The following is a 21,204-nucleotide window of genomic DNA, read 5'->3' as shown; positions in this document are numbered from 1 at the left end:
TCACTAGGCCTGGGCCCCACACACCCGCACCTGCTCCCGTGCCAACTGCCGTGCCTGGTGGTCCAGCCCAAGGATCGCCTCAAGGCCGGCGTGGCCGGGCAGGTCGATACGTTGCAACGTTTGCTCCACCACCTGGGCAATATGAGTGAACCGAATACGCCGCCCCAGAAACGCTTCTACCGCCACCTCGTTGGCCGCATTCAACGCGGCACTGGCCTGGCCACCCTCGGCCAATACCTGCAACGCCAGGCCCAGGCAGGGAAAGCGCTGCACATCGGGATGCTCGAACGTCAGCCCAGCCAGGCGTGTAAGGTCCAGGGGCTCAACCCCTGATTCGATCCGCTGCGGATAGGCCAGGGCATGGGCCACCGGCATGCGCATGTCGGGATTACCCAGTTGTGCCAGCACCGATTGGTCGCGCATGACCACCATGGAATGCACCACGCTTTGCGGATGGATCAGCGCCTGGATCCGCTGCGCCGGCAGGTTGAATAACCAATGGGCTTCGATTACTTCCAGGCCCTTGTTCATTAGGGTCGCGCAGTCCACGGAGATCTTGCGCCCCATGGACCAGTTGGGATGGGCGCAGGCCTGGTCGGGCGTCACACCGGCCAAACTCTCCAGGCTGCGCGTACGAAACGGCCCGCCGGATGCGGTGAGGATCAGCCGCTCGACGCCGTCCCTGTCACCCGCGCACCCCTGCAGGCATTGGAAGATCGCGTTATGTTCACTGTCCAGCGGAATCACCGTGGCGTTGCCTTGGGCGACGGTATCCATGAATAACGCGCCCGACATCACCAGGGCTTCCTTGTTGGCTAACAGGATCTTCTTGCCCGCCTGCGCGGCGCCCAGCGTAGGCAGCAACCCGGCCGCGCCCACGATAGCCGCCACCAAGGTGTCGTAATCGCACGCTCGGGCCGCTTCGCACAGGGCATCTTCCCCGCACAACACCTCGGTGGCTAAACCGGCCGCCAGCAAATGGGCTTGTAACTCAATGGCATGTTGCGGTTCGGTCACCAGGGCTATCGCCGGGCGAAAGCGCAGGCACTGTTGATACAGCTTGTCGACGCGCCGATGGGCGCTGAGCCCATGCACCAGGAACCTGTCGGGATGACGCGCGACTACATCCAGAATACTGTCGCCGACCGACCCGGTTGAACCGAGGACGAGCAGGCGTTGCAACATGATCCAGGCACCCTATAAGCCTTGTCTTTAAACGAGGTTAGCCCCTCGGCACCCGACATAAATACCGACTTGCGATAGCCTCTATCGGCCTTTTTCATATGTGTGAAGCTTGCGCCATTAAAAAAAACTGACCATTCCAAATCAGCCTAAAAAAACCGGATTGGCCCTGGGAAAATGGCGCTTAACTGGTAGAGAACCTTCCCCCTTCCCGCCTTCTTTTGGTCCGCAGTACCGTCCAATGGCCCCTATTGGAGTGCTGCAATGTTTGAGTTGCTCAGCACCGTCGACAACCCCGCCCACCTGCGCGCCTTGCACCCGGCAGCACTGGCGCCCCTGGCAGATGAGCTGCGGGCCTTTATCCTGCACAGCGTCAGCAGCACAGGGGGGCATCTGGCCGCGAACCTGGGCACCGTCGAACTGACCGTGGCCCTGCATTATGTTTTTGATACACCCCGCGACCGCATTGTGTGGGACGTAGGGCACCAGGCCTATGCCCACAAGATCCTCACCGGACGCCGCGAAGAAATGGCGGGCATCCGGCAGTTTGGCGGGATATCAGGGTTCCCGCGGCGTTGCGAATCGCGCTACGACTGCTTCGGCACCGCGCACTCCAGCACCTCGATCTCAGCGGCACTGGGCATGGCCCTGGCGGCACGCAGCCAGGCGCAGGCGCGTCATTGCATCGCGGTGATCGGCGACGGCGCGTTGAGCGGCGGCATGGCCTTCGAAGCGCTCAACAATGTCGGTCGTTACCCTGACCTGCCGCTGTTGCTGATCCTCAACGACAACGATATGTCGATCTCTCCCTCAGTCGGCACGTTACGCAGTCATCTCAATGCATTGGCCCAGCGGCGCGACGACCGTGCCAACCTGTTCATCACGATGGGCCTGACGTACAGCGGGCCTGTCGACGGCCATGACCTGGGCCAATTGCTCCAGGCCCTGCACACCCTCAAGGGCCGCAGAGGCCCGCAACTGCTGCATGTGATCACAGAAAAAGGTCACGGCTACTCGCCTGCCGCCTCAGACCCCGTGCGCTATCACGGTCCCGGCCCGTTCGACCCCACCCACGGCCTGCGCGCAGAACCCTCCAGCCGACCGACCTATACCCAGGTGTTCAGCCAGTGGCTGTGTGACGAAGCCGAACGAGACCCGCGCGTGGTGGTGATTACCCCAGCCATGCGCGAGGGCTCTGGCCTGGTTGAGTTCGAGCGACGCTTTCCCGATCGCTACTTCGATGTGGGCATTGCCGAGCAGCACGCCCTCACCTTCGCCGCAGGCCTGGCCGCCGACGGCATGAAGCCGGTGGTGGCGATCTATTCAACGTTCCTGCAACGGGGCTACGACCAACTGATCCACGACATCGCGCTGCAACAGCTGCCGGTGGTGTTCGCCATTGATCGTGCCGGCATCGTCGGCGCCGACGGGGCGACCCATATGGGCGCGTTCGACATGACGTACCTGCGCTGTATCCCAGGCCTGAACGTCATGGCCCCAGCGGACGAACAGGAATGTCGCCAAATGCTGCATACCGCACTGCAACACAACGGCCCCTGCGCCGTGCGCTACCCAAGGGGAGCAGGAACGGGCATCGCCCCCTCCCCCGAACTGGCAACCCTGCCCGTGGGCAAAGGGCTCGTCTGCCGGGCGGGCGAGCGTATCGCCATCCTGGCATTCGGTTCGATGGTTACGCCGGCCTTGCAAGCGGCAACGGCGCTGGGCGCCACACTTGCCAACATGCGTTTTATCAAGCCGCTTGATACCCACCTGTTGCAACGGCTGGCGCGGGACCACGCCTGGCTGGTGACCGTCGAGGAAGGCTGCATCCTGGGTGGCGCCGGTTCAGCGTGCCTGGAATACCTGGCTGGCCAAGGGTTGTGTCGGCCCACCTTGCAACTGGGCCTGCCCGATCAGTTTATCGAGCACGGCGCTACGGACCGCTTGCTCAGCCGCTACGGCCTCGACGCCGGTGGTATCGAAACGTCGATTCGCCGCTTCACCCAGACACCCGCGACCCTTCAGTCTCCTGTTCAGGCGAGGGCTTGAACATGAACGTGATCCTCGCCCAACCCCGAGGTTTCTGTGCCGGTGTGGTGCGCGCTATCGATTCGGTGGAGAGCGCCATCCAGCAATACGGCATACCCGTCTATGTGCGCCATGAGATCGTGCATAACCAGCATGTCGTCCAGTCGTTGCGCCAGCAAGGTGCCCGGTTCGTTGAAGCACTGAGCGATGTACCACCTGGGGCAGTCACTATTTTCAGCGCCCACGGGGTCGCGCGCGAGGTGGAGGCGCAAGCGCGACAACGCCGCCTGCAGGTCATTGATGCCACTTGCCCTTTGGTCACCAAGGTGCACCAACACGCCCGCCAGTATGCCGCCAGGGGCTACCAGCTGGTGCTGATCGGCGAACCGGGCCACCCTGAAGTCGTCGGTATCCAGGGCCAGGTCGATGCACAGGTGACGTTGATCCAGACCGTCGAGCAGGTCGCCGCGCTAAGCTTTCCCGCGGACACCCCACTGGCCTATCTCACCCAAACCACCCTCAGCGTCGATGACACGCGCGCGGTGGTCACGGCCTTGATGCAGCGCTATCCCCTTATTGTCGGGCCCGCCAGCCGCGACATCTGCTACGCCGTGCAAAACCGCCAGCAGGCCGTGCGCGAACTGTGCACGCGCGTGGATGTGCTGCTGGTGGTGGGCAGTGCCAACAGCGCCAACTCCGTGACCCTGTGCACCCTGGCCAATGACAGCGGCACGCCCAGCTACCGGGTGGCCGATGGCAGCGCGGTGCAAGCCCACTGGTTCACCGCGGACATGACCGTGGGGATCACCGCCGGCGCTTCCACCCCGGAAACCTCGGTGGAGGACGTCCTGGCAACGCTGGCGCGCATCGCCCCCGTGCATGTCCAGACCTTGCCAGGCCGCGAGGAACGGGTGCACTTTCGCCCACCCCTCGGGCTGATCGCCCGGCAGCCGTCATGAAGCCCCCTGTGCGGCGCCTGACTCGCCAAGTCAAGGTCGGCACCCTGAGCCTGGGCAGCGACGCCCCCATCGGCGTGCAGGCCATGACCAACACCGACACTGGCGACCCACAGGCCACGGCCGCTCAGGTCGAACGCCTGGCCGCTGCCGGGGCGGAGTTGGTGCGCATCACCGTCAACAGCCACGAGGCTGCCGCCCAGGTCGCTGCGATTCGCAACCTGTTGGACCGGCGCCATGTGGACGTGCCGTTGGTGGGTGACTTTCACTTCAACGGCCATCGCCTGCTCGCCACCTACCCCGAATGCGCCCAAGCCTTGGCCAAATACCGCATCAACCCCGGTAATGTCGGCAAGGGTGCGCGGCGCGATGAGCAGTTCTGCCAGATGATCGAGGTTGCCTGTCGCTACGACAAACCCGTGCGCATTGGCGTCAACTGGGGCAGCCTCGACCCCGAGTTGCTGGCGCAGATGATGGACCGCAACGCTGCCCTGCCCACACCGTTGGCGGCCGATGCGGTGATGCGCGAGGCATTGGTGGTGTCGGCCCTGGAAAGTGCCCGGCGGGCTATCGAGGTGGGCCTGCCGGCGGATCACATTGTGCTGTCGGCCAAGGTCAGCCATGTGCAGGACTTGATCGAGGTTTACCGCAACCTGGCGGCGCGCTGTGATTACCCGTTGCACCTGGGGCTGACAGAAGCGGGCATGGGTTCCAAGGGTATCGTTGCCTCCACGGCTGCCCTGGCCGTGCTGTTGCAGGAAGGCATTGGCGACACGCTGCGTATTTCACTCACCCCGGAACCCGGCGGCGAGCGCAGCCGAGAAGTGCAGGTTGCGCAACAGATCCTGCAAACCATGGGCTTGCGCGCCTTTACCCCGCAAGTGGTGGCGTGCCCCGGTTGCGGACGCACCAGCAGTGTGTTTTTCCAGGAACTGGCACAACGGATCGAGGTGTACCTGCAGGCGCAAACGCCGGTCTGGCGCACCCGCTACCCTGGCGTCGAACGCCTGCAGGTGGCGGTGATGGGCTGTGTGGTCAACGGGCCTGGCGAAAGTCGCCTGGCCGATATCGGCATTTCGCTGCCCGGCGCCGGGGAACATCCTTCGGCACCGGTGTACCTGGACGGCGAGCGGGTAATGACGTTCAAGGGGCCGAGTATCGCCGAAGACTTTATCCAGCTGCTGGAGGCGTACGTCCTTGCACGCTACGGCCATCAGCCCCAGCCATTGGCGGCCTTGCTGTCAACCCAGGCGCCGATAGCCAAGCACCGCTGAGCCCATCACCACCGCCCCCGCCACCAGCGCCACCCAGAACCCACTGGCGGCGCCAAAGTGGTCGATCATCCAGCCGGAGCTGGCGGCGCCGATGGCCACGCCGATGCTCAGGCCGGTGATCAGCCAGGTCATGCCCTCAGTCAGGCGGCTGGGTGGCACGATGCGCTCCACCAGGGCCATGGACACGATCAACGTGGGTGCAAAGAACAGCCCAGAGACAAAGATCGCCGCCGCCAGCCCTGGAATGTTGGTGACCAGCAGCAACGGCAAGGTGGTCAGCGCCGTGGCCACGCCGCAGAACAGAAACTGGCGCGGCAACGACACCTTGAGCTTGAGGGTGCCAAAAGCCAACCCGGCCAGGCACGAACCAATGGCGTACACCGACAGCACGATACTGGCCGCCGCCGGTTGGCCCTGATGCTGGGCGAAGGCCACGCTGACCACATCCACCACGCCGACGATCACACCCATGGCCAGCAGCAGGATCATCAGGATCAACACTGAAGGTGACGCAATCAGCCAACCGCTGTGATGCTCGTGGTGCTCATGCACCGGTGGTTCGGTTGCCCGTTGCAGCACAAACGCGGTGACGCCCACGGCCAGCAATAACGCCGCTACCAACGGCCCGGCCTCGGGGAACAGCACCACACTCAGGCCCACCGAAATCGGCGGGCCGATGATAAAGCACACCTCATCGAGCACCGATTCCAGGGCAAATGCGGTTTGCAGCTTGGGCTGGCCCCGGTACAACTCGGTCCAGCGTGCGCGCACCATGGCCGACATGTTCGGTATGCAGCCGGCCAGGGCGGCGAACAGGAACAGCGTCCAATTCGGCGCCTGCAAGCGGGTGCACAGCAGCAGCATCAACAACGCCCCACCGCCGATCAGCGCGGCAATCGGCAACACCCGCCCCTGGCTGTAGCGGTCCACCAGGCGTGACACCTGTGGCGCACAAAACGCCGTGGCCAGGGCAAATACCGCCGCCACCGACCCTGCCAGGCCGTAGCCGCCATGTACCTGGGACAGCATGGTAATCAGGCCGATACCGGTCATCGACACCGGCATTCGCGCCAGCATGCCGGCCAATACGAAAGCCCGGGCGCCAGGCACCTGGAACAACGCGGCATAGGGGTTTGCCATGGGTTACACGCCTTCAGTCCTTAAATTGCGCCACCTTGTATCACACCAACCGCTTGATCTGCTTATGCCGCCACACCAACCGGTAATACGCCACCTGCAACCCCAGCATCGCCAGGTAGGTCACCGGAAACGCCATCCACACGCCTTCGAGGCCAAAGTGGGCATTGAACAGGTACGCCATCGGCAACTCGACGCACACCACACAGAAAATCGAGATCACCACCGGCATCAACACCACGCCGCTGGCGCGCATGATCCCGCCCACCACCGCCTGGAAACCGAACACCAGGATGCTCCACAACATGATGTGCAACAGGTGCTCAGCCTTGGCCCGCGCCGCGTCATCGGTGATGAATAGGCCCAGTAGCCAGTGGGACAACACATACCCCAGCACAATCAGGCCACCGGTCAGGCAGGTGTTGATCAACAGTCCGGTGCGCAGGATCGGGCCGATCCGCTCCAGGCGCCCGGCGCCAATGGCCTGGGCACCAAGGATCGACGCGGTGATCGCAATCGACAACGCCGGGAACTGCACATAATTGACGATCTGCGTCACCGCGCCATAGGCCGCCGTGGCCTGGGAACCATGGCCGTTGACCAGGGCCAGGATCACCAGCTCAGACAGCGACAACACCACCATCTGCAAGCCGGTGGGCAGGCCGATGCGCAAGACCTTGCCCAAGATCACCCGATCCAGGCGCAAGGCTGCGACCAGCTCACGGTCCGGCGCCATCACATGGTGTTTGTGCCGCAGGCGCAGCACCAGAAACAGCATCGCCAATGCATTGCCCACCAACCCGGCGTACACCGCACTCTGGATGCCCATGGGCGGCAGGCCGATCCAGCCGCGAATCAGCGCGGGCGTCAGCAGCAGGCCCACCAGGGTCGAAACCACCAGCGCCAACAGCGGTGAGACCGTGTCACTCACACCACGCAACAACTGGGTATAGAGGATGAACACCAACAGCAACGGCATGATCAACATCATCTTCTGGGCATAGCCCACCGCATCGTCCAGCACATCCATTGGCGTACCCAGCGCCTGCAACGCCGGGCGCGCAAACAGGCTGCCCAGTACAGCCGCGATCAGCCCCACCAAAGCGCCCAGGGTCAGGGTGGCGCCCGTAATCGCCTTGACCATGCCCGTCTCCTGGGCACCCCACGCCTGGCCGATCAACACCGACGCGCCCGCCCCCAGGCCAATCACCAGGGCAATAAAGAAAAACACGATGGGAAACATGCCCGACACCGCCGCCAGCGCCTGGGTGCCGAGCATTTGCCCGACATAAATGCCGTTGAGGGTGCCGGAAAAGCTTTGCAGGAAGTTGGACAGCACCATCGGTGCCAGAAAGATCAGGTAGACCTGCCACAGCGGGCGTTGCAAAGGGCTTTGCATGAAAAACGGGGCCTCGGATGACGAAAGCGTCCGAGGGTTATACCGTAGTTGGATCCCATCTTCCCGTGCTTTCGGCTTCCACCACCAGACACGCGTTGCGCACCGTTGCCGTCAGGCTGCGGGCATTGCCTTGCAACAGGCATTCGGCGATTGCCGGCTCCAGTTCTACCCGCAGACGCCGAGCCAGCGCCCTCGCGCCAAACCGTACGTCGTGCTGACGGCAGAGCCACGCACGCGCCTGGTCATCCACCTCCAGCGAGCGCTGCTGTGCGGCCAGTCGCTGATTGAGCTTGCCCAGTTCCACCTCCAGCAAGGCGTCCAGCCACTGGGCGTCGATGGGCTCGAACATCAGGATGCGGTCGATACGGTTCAGAAACTCCGGCTCGAAGTGCCCGTGCAAGGCGTCCTCCAGCACCGCTGCCTCGCCACGTACAAACCCTCGTAACAGGCGCCGCCAACCCTGGGCAAACCGTAGGCGATGACGGCGGGCCTGTTGGGCGCCGATATTGCTGGTCATGAAGATCAGGCTGTTGCGAAAGTCCAACGTACGGGTACCACCGGCCAAGGTGAGCTGGCCGTTTTCCAGGATCCCCAGCAGGCTGCGCACCACTTCCTGGCTGGCTTTTTCCAGCTCATCGAACAAGACAATGCCCGGCCGGCTGTAGGTGCCCTGGATCAGTTCGCTGTTGAACAGGCTGATGCCCTCCTTGCTGCCCACATAACCCGGCGGTGCCCCCGTCAACGCTGCGGCGTAATGCTCCTGGGCCAGGGTGTGCATGTCGATACGGCAAAAGCCATCGCTGCGCCCGTGCAGCGCCTGGGCCAGCAGGCGCACGATCTCGGTCTTGCCCACGCCGGTAGGGCCCATGAACAGGTTGACGCTCAAGGGGCGATCACGCTCGCCGATATCGGCCTTGACCACCTTGAGCAAACCTTCCACCTGGGCCAGCGCCGCCTCCTGGCCGACGATACGGCTGCGCAACAAGGCCATGACCTGGGCCGGTTCAAAGGTAAAGCGCATGCCCTACCCCGCAGTCTTTTCTTTACCGCCATGGGGCAACTGCCCCACCGGACACTCGGCAACGCCTACGGTGCTGCGGGTGATCTTTTCCACGTTCTCCTGGGCCTTTTGCGCGTCCAGCACCCAGGTGCGGTAGAACTCGAACGGGCAGTCCGCCACGCCCTTGTCGCCATCGCCCGAGGCATGCATGCCGGTGTAGCCCCGGTGCAGCAACTTGAACAGGTGGTTCTGGGACTGGTCGTTGGCCCGTGCATCACGGATCTGGGACACCGACAGTTGTGCGTACTGGATGCCCATTTCCTCTTCACCGCACTCCCCCAGGGTGCGCCCATCGAAGCCGATGATCGCCGAGTGGCCGAAGTAGGAATACACCCCATCGAAACCGGCGGCATTCGCCACCGCCACGTAGCAGTTGTTGGCCCAGGCCATGCTCTTGGACATCTGCACCTGCTGCTCCTTGGCCGGGTACATATAGCCCTGGCAGCGTACGATCAGCTCGGCGCCCTTCATGGCGCAATCGCGCCAGATCTCCGGGTAGTTACCGTCGTCGCAAATGATCAGGCTGATTTTCATGCCCTTGGGCCCATCGCATACATACGTACGATCACCCGGATACCAGCCTTCGATGGGGCACCAGGGAATGCACTTGCGATAACGCTGCACGATCTCGCCCAGGTTATTGATCAGCACCAGGGTGTTGTAAGGCGCTTTGTGGGGATGCTCCTCGTGGCGCTCGCCGGTCAGGGAAAACACCCCCCAGGTATTGGCCTGGCGGCAGGCGGCCGAGAAGATCGCGGTTTCTTCGCCGGGAATGCTCGCGGCGGTGGCCATCATCTCGTCGTGGTCGTACATGATGCCCATGGTGCTGTACTCGGGGAACACCACCAGGTCCATGCCGGGCAGGCCCTGCTTCATGCCGAGAATAATCTCGGCGATTTTTTTGGCGTTATCGATGACCTCGGCCTTGTTGTGCAGGCGCGGCATCTTGTAGTTCACCACCGCTACACCGACGGTGTCCGGGCTGCTGGAAATGTCGCCATGACGCATTGCAACGCTCCTGTTCTAGTGACTGATCATCCACGGCCGTGGGCCGGTCTTGGTTTTGAGGCCCAGGGGGTTGGCCTTGCTCGGCACCACCTTTTTACTGGTGCCGCAGCAACTGCAACCGGCCGGATGTCGGCGGCTTTGCTGGTATTCGCCGACGGTTTGCGGGGCATTGGCGCTGCGCTCGTTGCCGGCGATGGCCTTGCGCTGGTTGGCCGACAAGGTTTGCAAGGCCGGAGCAGACACCAGCAGGTGCCCCCCCGGCCCTTCGCAATACGGGCATTGGCTGGGCTCGTTGCGCTGGGATATGGGCCGCAACATCGTGAACGTGCCGCACGCCGCACAGGCGTATTCGTAGGTCGGCATGGCTACAGGTCCGGGGCGATGGGCAGGTCGACGCTGCCGTCGAGGAACTTGGTGGGGCCGTTGGCATTGGGGTTGATGTCGAACTCGAAGATTTCCGTGGGCAGCCACAACGTGGCGCACGCATTGGGAATATCCACCACGCCGCTGATATGCCCCTGCACCGGCGCCGAACCCAGCAGCGCATAGCCTTGGGCGGGCGAATAGCCGAACTTGGTCAGGTAGTTGATTGCATTCAGGCACGCCTGGCGGTAGGCGATGTTGACGTCCAGGTAGTGCTGCTGGCCCTGCTCGTCCACCGAGATGCCTTCGAAGATCAGGTAGTTCTTGTAGTTCGGCGTGATCGGGCTTGGCTTGAACACCGGGTTCTTGATCCCGTACTTGGCCATGCCGCCCTTGATCAGCTCGACTTTCATGTGCACCCAGCCGGCCATTTCGATCGCACCGCAAAAGGTGATCTCGCCATCGCCCTGGCTGAAGTGCAGGTCGCCCACCGACAGCCCGGCGCCCTTGACGTAGACCGGGAAAAAGATCTTCGACCCCCGCGACAAATCCTTGATATCGCAGTTACCGCCGTGCTCGCGCGGTGGCACGGTGCGCGCGCCGGTCGCGGCGGCATCGTCGCGGGCCTGGCCCTGCATCTTGCCCATATGGGCCGTGGCGGCCAGCGGTGCATTGGCCAGCGGTGGCACGCGAGTGGGGTTGGTGTCGATCAGTTCCTGCTCGCGGCGGTTCCAGTCGGCAAGCATCACCGGGTCGGGCAGGCAGCCGATCAAGCCGGGGTGGATCAGGCCGGCGAAGTTCACCCCTGGAATGTGTCGGGAGCTGGTGAACATGCCCTTGAAATCCCAGATGGCTTTTTGCGCGCTGGGGAAGTGATCGGTGAGAAAACCGCCGCCGTTCTGGCGCGAGAAGAAACCGTTGAAACCCCATTGGGAGTCGGCCTTGGCGCCGATGTCCAGTAGGTCCACCACCAGCAAATCCCCCGGCTCGGCGCCGTGCACGCCTACCGGGCCGGACAGGTAGTGCACGGTGGACAGGTCCACATCGCGCACGTCGCTGGCATCGTCGTTGTTCTTGATCGCGCCGGCGGTCCAGTCGTAGGTCTCCAGGATGAAGTCATCACCCGGCTTGACCCAGCAGGCCATCGGGATATCCGGGTGCCAGCGGTTGTGGATCTGCTCGTTTTCGGTGACAGGCTGGTTGAGGTCGACTTTGATCAGCGTTTCGGTCATGGACTGGCTCCTGGACGGATGACGGTTGCGTGCGATCCAGTCTCGTGGAGCCGGGTAAAACGGGGAATACGTTGGATGACGTATCCATGACCATGGCGCGGCTTCACTCCATCAATTTGCTCGATGACAGGTTCAGTGTTTTCTGATTGGACGCACGCCAGGCGGCTGGATAGATTCTCCAACAAAGATAGCTTTTAGCCATCACCCTAACCCCCCTGAACATCGAGCTTTCCATGAAAAAACCTGTCTCGCTGGCGATGCGTATCGGACTGGGCTTTGCATCCACCCTGTCGTTGTTGGTGCTGATCACCGCCATCGGTATCCAACGCGTGGGCTTTATCGACAACACCCTCAAGGAGGTCAGCGAAAAAGCCGCCGTGGTCCAACGTTATGCCATTAACTTTCGCGGCAGCGTGCACAACCGCGCCATTGCCATACGCGACGCCGTGCTGGTCCGGGATGAACCGACGCTCAGCCGCCACCTGGCCGATATCGACCAGCTCAAACGCGATTATCAAGACGCCGCCCAGATGATGGATCGCCTGTTCGACACCACCGCCACCAGTGCCGAAGAAACCCGCCTGCTGGCGGCGATCAAGGCCATCGAGACCCAGGCGCTGGCCTCGTCCGAGCAAGTGATCAGCCTGCGTCGGCAAAACGATATCGCCGGCGCCCAGGCGCTGCTGCTGACCCAGGCCTCCGGCCAATACACCGAATGGCTCACGCGCGTGAATGCCTTGATCGACTTCGAAGAAAGCCGAATCAAGCAACGCCTGGACACCGTCCAGGCCACCGCCAGTAATTTCGCACTGCTGATGGTATTGGCCAGCGCGGTTGCCATCCTGCTGAGCGTGCTGGTGTCGCTGCTGATCATCGGCAATGTCAAAAAAACCCTGGGCGCCGAACCGCAGGAAGTGGCCGACGCGATCCGCCGCCTGGCCGATGGCGAGTTGACCCAGGCCATCGACACGCCCTACCCCGACAGCGTAATGGGCATCCTGAAAAGCGCCCTGACCCGCCTGGGCGACACCATCAACGACGTGCGCCTGGCTGCCCACGACCTGCGCCATTCCTCGGTCACGCTGTTATCGGTGGCCACCGACAACCGCCAGCAGATCACCCTGCAAACCAGCGAAGCCCACCATGTCGCGGCGGCCATTACGCAAATGGCCGCGTCGGTCACTGAAGTCTCGGGTTATGCCTCGGCGGCGGCCAAGGCGAGCATCCTTGCCGACGCTGGCGTCGACAGTGGCCACCGGCTGGTTGGCGAGGTGACCGTGGCCATCGAAGAGTTGGCGACCATACTTGACCAGGCCACTGCGCGGGTAAACCAGGTGTCCAGCGACAGCGAAAACATCGAAACCGTGATCGAGGTCATCAACGCCATTGCCGCGCAAACCAACCTGTTGGCGTTGAACGCGGCCATCGAGGCCGCACGCGCCGGGGAACATGGCCGTGGTTTTGCGGTCGTGGCCGATGAAGTGCGCTCCCTGGCCACCCGCACCCAGGAGTCGACCCAGGAGATCCGCGAGATGATCGGCAAATTGCAAAGCGGCACCCAGGACGCCGCCGACATCATGCAACGCAGCCGCAGCCTGGCGCAGATCACCGTGGCACAGACCCGCGACTCCCAGGTAGCCCTGAGCAAGATCAGTGAGAAAGTCGGCGCGATCAACGTGATGAACGCGCAGATCGCCAGCGCCTCGGTGCAACAAAGCGTCGCCGCCGAAGAGGTGGCGCAGAACATCACCCGCATCCACAGTTCCACCGTGCAATCGGCCGCCGACTCCGAAGTGATGGAAAGCTCCAATCAGCAATTGGCGGAGCTGGCCGACCGTTTAAGCACCAAGGTGGCGTTCTTCAACGTCGCGTAAGCGCTCAGAGCTTGTCGCGTTTCATCTGCATGGTCAGGGTGAAACGGTCGGCGGGGTACACCGACTCCGCCACGGCAATCAGCCCCCCCGCCTCATCGCGATATTGCCGAGTGATCGCCAGCCCCAGCGCACCGTTTTGCGCCTTGAGGCTGGTGGCCAGCTCGGCCGACAGTTGCACCGGGCGCACTTGCTGGTCCACCACGTCGATGTGCCGCGCGTAGGCTTTGCCAATCAGCGCGGCGATCAGTTCATCCGGATGCTTGCGCGCTTCGGGGATTACGTCGGCAAAGGCTTGCTCGGCGTATACGTCGGTCCAGCACAACGGCGCATTGCCGTTGCCGGCGTCCACCTTGATGCTCGACACACAGAAGTAATGCCCGCCCGGCTCCAGGCCCAGGCGCCGGGCCAGGGCGATATCGGCAACGAATTCGCGCACCCCCTGGATATCGCGGATATGGGTTTCGGCCACTTGCACCAGGTCGGCCACCGACGCCATGGCCTGGGTGTAGCCCCCTTTGGGCGACGACGCCTCGACCCGCGTGCCCACGCGCTTGCGCCGCGAGACCATGCCCTGGCCCTGCAACTGGTCAATGGCCGCGCGCACGGTGTGTCGGCTCACCGCGTACAGCGAGCACAACTCGAATTCAGTCGGCAACAACGACCCCACCGGGTAGTGGCCGCTACCAATCTGCTCGATCAAGTCCTTGGCCACCGCCGCATAACGCCTCTGGCTCACGCTTTCCATTTTTACCCTCGTTGTCGAGTTGACAGTGTATCAGCACAAGCGTAATCATAATGTACGGACATATTAAATATGTATGGTTTAAAAATAACAATTAGGATTTTCCCATGTCGAGTACCGTTTTTGATTCCGCCCTCTTTCGCGACATGTTCGGCACCGCCGAAATGCGCGGTGTGTTCTCCGACAAAGCGCTGATCGAGCGCTACATCGAAGTGGAAGTGGCCCTGGCCCGCGCCGAAGCCCGCTGCGGTGTGATCCCGGCCGACGCTGCCGAACAGATCGCTGCGCTGTCGCAGTACGAGGCGCTGGACCTGGCGCTGATGCAGCACGAGACCGAGATCGTCGGCTACCCGATCCTGCCACTGGTGGAGCAGTTGTCGAAGATCTGCGGCGAAGCCGGGCGCTACGTGCATTGGGGCGCCACCACCCAAGACATCATGGACACCGCCGTGGTGCTGCAAGTACGCGCTGCCCTGGCCATCGTCGAGCGTGATATCCAGGCGGTACGCGGGCTGCTCGCCGGCCTCGCGCAGCGCTATCGCGACACGCCGATGGCCGGGCGCACCCACTTGCAGCACGCGCTGCCGATCACCTTCGGCTACAAGTGCGCAGTGTGGCTGAGCATGTTCGACCGCCACGCCGAGCGTCTGGTGGAGCTGCGTCCACGGGTGGAAATCGGCCAGTTCGCGGGGGCTGCGGGCACCCTCGCCTCCCTCGGTGACAAGGGTCTGGAAGTACAAGAAGCACTGATGGCCGAACTGGGCCTGGGCGTACCGCAAGCCACCTGGCACGTCGCCCGCGATGGCCTGGCCGAAACCCTGAACTTCCTCGGCCTGGTCACCGGGTCGCTGGGCAAGATCGCCCTGGACATCATGATGATGATGACCAGCGAACTGGGCGAAGTGTACGAACCCTTCGTCAAGGGCCGTGGCGCCAGCAGCACCATGCCGCAAAAGCGCAACCCGATTTCCTGCGAACTGATGTACGCCGCCGCCAAGGGCGTGCGTCAACATGCCGGGCTGATGCTGGACGCGATGATCCAGGACTTCGAACGCTCCACCGGCCCGTGGCAGGCGGAATGGATCGCCATCCCGGAAGCCTTCGCCCTCAGCGCTGCGTCCCTGGGCCAGGCGACCTTTATGCTCGCAGGCCTTGAAGTGCGCCCCGAGCGCATGCGCAAGAACCTCGACATGACCCAAGGCCTGATCGTGGCCGAAGCCGTGATGATGGGCCTGGCGCCCGCCCTCGGCCGCCAGGTGGCCCACGATGTGGTCTACGCCGCCTGCCGCATGGCCAACGACCAGGGCACCAGCCTGCTGGACGCCCTGCTTGCCCAGGGTGAAGCCACCGCGCAGTTGGACGTGGCCGAACTGCAACGCCTGACCGACCCGGCCAACTATCTGGGGCTGGCGCCGCAGATGGTGGATATCGCGCTGGCGCGTGAGGGTGCAATCCCCCGCTGACCCCAAGCCCTCTGGAGATCCAAATGTGGGAGCGGGCTTGCTCGCGAAAGCGGTGTATCAGTCACCCGATGCATCAACTGAAAGACCGCATTCGCGAGCAAGCCCGCTCCCACAATGGATCTGCGGCGCTAAATAGAACCATAACAACAATGAGATCACCGACATGTCATCCACCCCCGCAAAAAAACCGCTCTACAAAGACCTGACCTTCCAGGTCGTCGCCGCCATGTTCCTGGGCATTGCCTTCGGTTTTCTCGCCCCCGAACTGGCCGCCAGTTTCAAGATCCTCGGCGATATCTTCCTCAAGCTGATCAAGACCGCCGTCGCGCCGTTGGTGTTTTTCACCGTGGTCCACGGCATCGCCTCGGCCGGTGATATCAAACGCGTCGGCAAGGTCGGCCTGCGTGCGTTGATCTACTTCGAAGTGGTGTCCACCCTTGCCCTGGCCATCGGCCTGTTGTGGGGCAACCTGTTGCAGATCGGCTCGGGCATGCACGATGCGCACCCAAGCAGCGCCGCTGCTGCGGCCGCCAGTGCTGCGGTTGCCAAGGGCCATGCACCGGCCTCGACCATGGACTTTATCTACGGCATCTTCCCCGATAACTTCGTCGGCGCCTTCGCGGGCGGGCAACTGCTGCAAGTGCTGGTGATCTCGGTATTGTTCGGCTTCGCCCTGCTGGCGTTGAAGCCCGAGCGCCGCGAGGTGATCGAGGACGGCCTGAACCGCATCTCCGAATGCTTCTTTGAGTTCATCAACCTGATCATGAAGTTCGCGCCCCTGGGTGCCTTCGGGTCGGTGGCCTACGCGGTGGGCAGCAACGGCACCGCCGTGCTGATGTCCCTGGCCAACCTGGTGCTGATGTTCTACGTGGGCATCGCGTTCTTTATCTTTGTGGTGCTGGGCGCGGTGTGCCGCTTGAGCGGGTTCAGCCTGTGGCGCTTCCTCACCTACATCAAGGATGAGATTTTCATCGTGCTCGGCACCGCCTCGTCGGAAAGCGCACTGCCGCGCCTGCTGCAAAAGCTCGAGAAGTTCGGCTGTTCCAAACAAAGCGTCGGCCTAGTGCTGCCCACCGGCTACGCGTTCAACCTCGATGGCACCTCGATCTACATGTCGCTGTGCGTGCTGTTTATCGCCAATGCCTACGGCGTGCCGCTGAGTTGGGAACAACAGCTGGGCATCATCGCGATCATGCTGGTGACCTCCAAAGGCGCCGCAGCGGTGTCGGGCGGCAGTTTCGTGGTGTTTGCCGCCACCGTCACCGCCATCGGCGTGTTGCCGGCCGAAGGTTTGGCGCTGCTGTTCGGGGTGTACCGCTTTATGTCGATGGCCATCGCTACCTGCAACACCATTGGCAACAGCGTGGCGACGGTGGTGGTGTCGAAGTGGTCGGGCGAGTTCTCCGAGCAGACCGCCAAGGTCGAATATCAACGGGTGCTTGGCCGCCCGGCCGGCGCTGCCTTGTAACGGAGCCTGTCGATGACGACGTTGCGAATCGAACACGACGCGTTCGGCCCGGTATCGATCCCGGCCGAGCGTTACTGGGGCGCACAGACCCAGCGGGCACTGGAGGTGTTCGGCGGCAAACAGCCGTTCGCCGCCTGCCTGATCCGCGCCTTCGGCCAGCAGAAACGCGCCTGCGCCCGAGCCAACGCACGGCTCGGCGCATTGGCGCCGGCGTTGGCGCAGGCCATCGAAGACGCGGCCGAGGAATTGGCCAATGGCGCCTTCGACGAACATTTCCCGCTGTCGATCTGGCAAACCGGCTCCGGTACCCAAACCAACATGAATGCCAACGAGGTGATCGCCAACCGCGCCAACCTGGCGCTCGGTGGCGAACTGGGCAGCAAATCACCGGTGCATCCCAATGACCATGTGAACCGCTCGCAGTCCTCCAACGACAGTTTCCCCACGGTGATGCACCTGACCACCGTGCTGGAGCTGCGCGGGCGCCTGCTGCCGGCCCTCGGGCATTTGCGCAATGGGCTGCAAGCCAAGGCCGACGCCTGGCAAGACGTGCTGAAGATCGGCCGCACCCATTTGATGGATGCAGTGCCGATGAGCCAGGGCCAGGCCTTTGGCGCCTTTGCCCAGCAGATCCAGCACGGCATGGCGCGCATTGAAGCCTGCATGCCGCGCCTGCGCCTGTTGCCACAAGGCGGCACGGCGGTGGGCACCGGGCTGAATACACCGCAGGGTTTTGATGTGGCGTTCTGTGAGGAAATCAGCCGGCTCACCGGCGAAACCTTCATAACCAACCCGTGCAAGTTCGAAGGCATGGGCACCCACGATGCGCTGGTGGAAGCTTCCGGTGCGCTGAATGTGCTGGCCGTGTCGCTGACCAAGATCGCCAACGACATCCGCCTGCTGGGCTCCGGCCCGCGTTGTGGTTTGGGCGAGTTGATCGTACCGGACGACGGCCTCACCTCCTCGATCATGCCCGGCAAGCGCAACCCCACCATCGCCGAAGTGCTGGTGCAGGCGGCGATGCAGGTGATGGGCAACCACACCACCATCACCCTGGCGGGCGCGTCCAGCACCTTCGAGTTGAACGTGGCCAAGCCGGTGTTGATCCACAACTTGCTGCAGTCGATTGAAGTGCTCACCGATTGCGTCAGCCTGTTCACCCACAAGCTGCTGCAGGGCCTGGAGGTAAACCGCCCACAACTGGCGCGCAATGTGGAGCATTCGCTGTTGATGGCCACCGCACTCAACCCGCTGCTGGGCTACGACCGGGTGGCGCAGATCACCCGCAAGGCGGCCGACGAAGGGTTGTCACCCAAGGAAGCGGCGGTGCAACTGGGCTTCATCACGGCCGAGGAATACGCCTTGCGCGTACGCCCCGACACCATGATCCGCCCCACTACACCGACAGATAACGACTGATCGTCGCCTCATCCACCCGGTCCCGGGTCTCTTCGATCACGAAGCGGCCCTTTTCAATCACCAGGAAGCGGTCGGCAATTTCCAGGGTAAAAGACAGCACCTGCTCCGACACCACGATGGTCAAGTCCCGCAGGTTACGGATCTCTTTGAGCGTGCGCGCAATGTCCTTGATGATCGAGGGCTGGATGCCTTCGGTGGGTTCATCCAACAACAGCACCTTGGGGTTGGTGGCCAATGCCCGGGCGATTGCCAACTGCTGTTGCTGGCCGCCCGACAGGTTGCCGCCCTTGCGCGATTGCATGTCGTAGAGCACTGGGAACAACGCGTACAAATCCTCCGGCACCTTGCCTCGCGCCGAGGCGGGCAAGCCGGTCTGGATGTTTTCCAGCACGCTCATGCTGGGGAAAATCATGCGGCCCTGGGGCACATAGGCAATACCGCGTTCCACCCGCTCGTGGGTTTCCAGCGCCGAGACGTTGTGGCCGTCCACGCTCACCTGGCCTTTCCATTGCGGCAGGATGCCCATCAGGCTCTTGAACAAGGTGGTCTTGCCCATGCCATTGCGGCCCATCACCGCGACAATCTCGCGCTTGGCCACGTTCAGGTCCAGGTCGTGGAGGATCTGGCTCTGCCCGTAGCCGCAGGACAACTGGTCGATCTTGAACATGCCCGGTTCCTCAGTGGCCCAAATACACTTCGATGACTTTAGGGTTACTTTGCACCGACTCCATGCTGCCCTCGGCCAGCACCTTGCCCTGGTGCAACACCGTGACCTTGTGGGCGATGCTTTTGACAAATTCCATGTCGTGCTCGATCACCAGCACCGAACGACCCTGGCTGATGCGGTTGAGCAACTCGGCGGTTTGCGCACGCTCGTTGACGCTCATGCCGGCCACCGGCTCATCGAGCATCAACAGCTCCGGGTCTTGCATCAGCAGCATGCCGATTTCCAGCCACTGCTTTTGCCCGTGGGACAAAAGATCAGCCTGTTGCTGCAACAGATCGCCGAGGAAGATTTCCCGCGCCACCTCCTCCACCCGTGCAATCACCTGGGCGTTGCGCTTGAAGAACAGCGCACCCCACACCTTGCGACCGGCCGGGTAGGACATCTCCAGGTTCTCGAACACCGTGAGGTTTTCGTAGATCGACGGGTTCTGGAACTTGCGCCCTACCCCCGCCCGCACGATGTTGTATTCGCGCATCTTGGTCAGCTCCTGCCCGTCGAACTGGATGCTGCCGCTGGTGGCGCGGGTCTTGCCGCAAATCAGATCGAGCACCGTGGTCTTGCCGGCTCCGTTGGGGCCGATCACTACGCGCACTTCATTGCGGTCGATATACAGGTTGAGATTATCGACCGCCTTGAAGCCGTCGAACGACACGGTGAGGCCTTCGATGGCCAGCACCGGTTTTTTCATTTCAAAGCCGACGGCGGTCATGGTTGGGTCTCCAGGATTTTGGTCTTAGCCTTGGTCTTGGCTTCAACCGGGGCTTTCGTAATGGGTTTTCGTCCCAGCACCTTAGCCAATGCCTGACGCCCATGGCTCTCCCACAAACCGGCCAGGCCATTGGGGAAATACATCACCACCGCAATAAACAAGCCGCCCATCAAATACAGCCACAACTCGGGGAAAGATTCGGAAAAGTAGGTCTTGCCGTAGTTCACCAACAGCGCGCCGTACACCGCGCCGAGCAGCGACATGCGCCCGCCCACGGCGGCGAAGATCACCATCTCGATGGACGGCACGATGCCGACGAACGAAGGCGACATAAAGCCCACCTGCAAGGCAAACATCGCCCCGCCAATCGCCGAGAACGCCGCCGCCACACAGAACACGAAGATCTTGAAGCTGGCCACGTCGTAGCCGGAGAAGCGCACGCGCTCTTCCTTGTCGCGCATCGCCATCAGCAAGCGGCCGAGCTTGGACGCGAGGATAAAGCGGCCGATAAAGATGCAACCAAACAGCAAGCCAGCGTTGATGAAATACAGGATCAACTTGGCGCTGTCGGTGCGCAGGTCCCAGCCCAGCAAAGTCTTGAGGTCGGTGATGCCGTTGACGCCGCCGGTCAGGCCCTGCTGGCCGACGATCAACACCGTGAGAATCAAGGCGATCGCCTGGGTCACAATGGAGAAATACACATCACCCACCCGCCGCTTGAACAGCGCCATGCCGATGATGAACGCCAGCAGCACCGGTACCGCGATCACCGCGAAAACGGTAAAGCCAAAACTGTGAAACGGCTGCCACAGCATCGGCAACTCAGTGATCTGGTTCCAGTCCATGAAATCCGGAATGCCCGGTGTGGACTGGATCTTGGTGCTCTCCGGGTCCGAAGCTTCGAGCTTGAGGAACATCGCCATGCAGTAGCCGCCGACGCCAAAAAACACGCCCTGCCCCAGGCTGAGAATACCGCCATAGCCCCAGCACAACACCAGGCCCACCGCGACAAACGCGTAGGTCAGGTACTTGCCCACCATGTTCAGGCGAAACGCGTCCAGGGTCAGGGGGAATACCACCAGGATCAACACCGCCAACAGCACGATGCCGATCAGGTTTTGCTGGCCGCCCAGCAGCTTGTCTAAAGCCTTCATCCGCTCGCC

Annotated in this window: 18 protein-coding genes and 1 pseudogene; 8 read left to right on the top strand and 11 right to left on the bottom strand. The window is 62.7% G+C overall.

Annotation, left to right across the window (positions count from 1 at the left end; translation table 11 throughout):
- Positions 1 to 3: 3 nt before the first annotated feature.
- Complete coding sequence (ispC, locus tag DYL59_RS14340; protein ID WP_135289784.1) at positions 4 to 1,185, bottom strand: 1-deoxy-D-xylulose-5-phosphate reductoisomerase; 1,182 nt, start codon at positions 1,183 to 1,185, stop codon at positions 4 to 6.
- Between the two features lie 261 nt (positions 1,186 to 1,446).
- On the opposite strand from ispC, the gene dxs reads away from it, so the two are divergent.
- From dxs to ispG, 3 genes are read left to right on the top strand one after another with little or no spacing between them, the layout of a single operon-like run.
- Positions 1,447 to 3,231, top strand: coding sequence for a 1-deoxy-D-xylulose-5-phosphate synthase (gene dxs, locus DYL59_RS14335; RefSeq protein WP_135289783.1), 1,785 nt, complete (start codon positions 1,447 to 1,449; stop codon positions 3,229 to 3,231).
- 2 nt (positions 3,232 to 3,233) lie between these two features.
- Positions 3,234 to 4,169: a 4-hydroxy-3-methylbut-2-enyl diphosphate reductase gene (ispH, locus tag DYL59_RS14330; protein WP_135289782.1), complete on the top strand. Its 936-nt coding sequence runs from the start codon at positions 3,234 to 3,236 to the stop codon at positions 4,167 to 4,169.
- A complete protein-coding gene (gene ispG, locus DYL59_RS14325; RefSeq protein ID WP_135289781.1) occupies positions 4,166 to 5,440 on the top strand; it encodes a flavodoxin-dependent (E)-4-hydroxy-3-methylbut-2-enyl-diphosphate synthase in 1,275 nt (424 codons plus the stop codon). Before ispH ends, ispG begins: the two co-directional genes overlap by 4 nt.
- Here ispG and DYL59_RS14320 read toward each other — a convergent pair.
- The 6 genes from DYL59_RS14320 to fmdA are packed head-to-tail and all read right to left on the bottom strand — an operon-like array spanning position 5,408 to position 11,639.
- Positions 5,408 to 6,580, bottom strand: a complete 1,173-nt coding sequence (locus tag DYL59_RS14320) for an MFS transporter (RefSeq protein ID WP_135289780.1) — start codon at positions 6,578 to 6,580, stop codon at positions 5,408 to 5,410. The two genes, ispG and DYL59_RS14320, sit on opposite strands and share 33 nt — an antisense overlap.
- 40 nt (positions 6,581 to 6,620) lie before the next feature.
- Positions 6,621 to 7,976, bottom strand: a complete 1,356-nt coding sequence (locus tag DYL59_RS14315) for an MATE family efflux transporter (RefSeq protein WP_135289779.1) — start codon at positions 7,974 to 7,976, stop codon at positions 6,621 to 6,623.
- 37 nt (positions 7,977 to 8,013) lie between these two features.
- Positions 8,014 to 8,997: an AAA family ATPase gene (locus DYL59_RS14310; protein ID WP_135289778.1), complete on the bottom strand. Its 984-nt coding sequence runs from the start codon at positions 8,995 to 8,997 to the stop codon at positions 8,014 to 8,016.
- A 3-nt stretch (positions 8,998 to 9,000) separates the two neighbouring features.
- Positions 9,001 to 10,044, bottom strand: coding sequence for an aliphatic amidase (locus DYL59_RS14305; RefSeq protein WP_135289777.1), 1,044 nt, complete (start codon positions 10,042 to 10,044; stop codon positions 9,001 to 9,003).
- 15 nt (positions 10,045 to 10,059) lie between these two features.
- Complete coding sequence (locus DYL59_RS14300) at positions 10,060 to 10,407, bottom strand: FmdB family zinc ribbon protein (RefSeq protein WP_135289776.1); 348 nt, start codon at positions 10,405 to 10,407, stop codon at positions 10,060 to 10,062.
- A gap of 2 nt (positions 10,408 to 10,409) precedes the next feature.
- Positions 10,410 to 11,639, bottom strand: coding sequence for a formamidase (fmdA, locus tag DYL59_RS14295; protein ID WP_135289775.1), 1,230 nt, complete (start codon positions 11,637 to 11,639; stop codon positions 10,410 to 10,412).
- 233 nt (positions 11,640 to 11,872) lie between these two features.
- Between fmdA and DYL59_RS32085 the strand changes: the two are divergent.
- Both DYL59_RS32085 and DYL59_RS32080 read left to right on the top strand, forming a co-directional pair.
- Positions 11,873 to 12,385 (top strand): annotated as a pseudogene (locus DYL59_RS32085) (MCP four helix bundle domain-containing protein); the annotation flags it as partial.
- Positions 12,386 to 12,454: 69 nt separating this feature from the next.
- Complete coding sequence (locus DYL59_RS32080; protein WP_420359286.1) at positions 12,455 to 13,513, top strand: methyl-accepting chemotaxis protein; 1,059 nt, start codon at positions 12,455 to 12,457, stop codon at positions 13,511 to 13,513.
- Positions 13,514 to 13,517: 4 nt separating this feature from the next.
- Here DYL59_RS32080 and DYL59_RS14285 read toward each other — a convergent pair whose 3' ends face one another.
- Entirely contained in the window at positions 13,518 to 14,249 is a 732-nt protein-coding gene (locus DYL59_RS14285) for a GntR family transcriptional regulator (RefSeq protein ID WP_193557552.1), read from the bottom strand.
- Positions 14,250 to 14,362: 113 nt separating this feature from the next.
- Between DYL59_RS14285 and DYL59_RS14280 the strand changes: the two genes are divergently transcribed.
- The 3 genes from DYL59_RS14280 (at position 14,363) to DYL59_RS14265 (ending at position 18,605) form a co-directional block, all read left to right on the top strand.
- Positions 14,363 to 15,718, top strand: coding sequence for a class-II fumarase/aspartase family protein (locus DYL59_RS14280; RefSeq protein WP_135289772.1), 1,356 nt, complete (start codon positions 14,363 to 14,365; stop codon positions 15,716 to 15,718).
- A gap of 163 nt (positions 15,719 to 15,881) precedes the next feature.
- Positions 15,882 to 17,186, top strand: coding sequence for a cation:dicarboxylate symporter family transporter (locus tag DYL59_RS14270; RefSeq protein ID WP_135289770.1), 1,305 nt, complete (start codon positions 15,882 to 15,884; stop codon positions 17,184 to 17,186).
- 12 nt (positions 17,187 to 17,198) lie between these two features.
- Positions 17,199 to 18,605, top strand: coding sequence for a class II fumarate hydratase (locus DYL59_RS14265; RefSeq protein WP_135289769.1), 1,407 nt, complete (start codon positions 17,199 to 17,201; stop codon positions 18,603 to 18,605).
- Here the strand turns inward: DYL59_RS14265 and urtE are convergent.
- From urtE to urtC, 3 genes are read right to left on the bottom strand one after another with little or no spacing between them, the layout of a single operon-like run.
- A complete protein-coding gene (gene urtE / locus DYL59_RS14260; RefSeq protein ID WP_135289768.1) occupies positions 18,583 to 19,272 on the bottom strand; it encodes an urea ABC transporter ATP-binding subunit UrtE in 690 nt (229 codons plus the stop codon). The two genes, DYL59_RS14265 and urtE, sit on opposite strands and share 23 nt — an antisense overlap.
- A 10-nt stretch (positions 19,273 to 19,282) precedes the next feature.
- The gene (urtD, locus tag DYL59_RS14255; protein ID WP_025855702.1) at positions 19,283 to 20,041 is read right to left on the bottom strand and encodes an urea ABC transporter ATP-binding protein UrtD; all 759 of its coding nucleotides are present in this window, start codon (positions 20,039 to 20,041) and stop codon (positions 19,283 to 19,285) included.
- On the bottom strand, positions 20,038 to 21,195 hold the full coding sequence (gene urtC / locus DYL59_RS14250) for an urea ABC transporter permease subunit UrtC (protein ID WP_135289767.1): 1,158 nt from the start codon (positions 21,193 to 21,195) through the stop codon (positions 20,038 to 20,040). Before urtC ends, urtD begins: the two co-directional genes overlap by 4 nt.
- Positions 21,196 to 21,204: the final 9 nt, after the last annotated feature.

Origin of the sequence: Pseudomonas kairouanensis (assembly GCF_004682055.1) — a bacterium.
GTDB lineage: Bacteria > Pseudomonadota > Gammaproteobacteria > Pseudomonadales > Pseudomonadaceae > Aquipseudomonas > Aquipseudomonas kairouanensis.
This window is presented reverse-complemented; position numbering and strand designations above follow the sequence as displayed.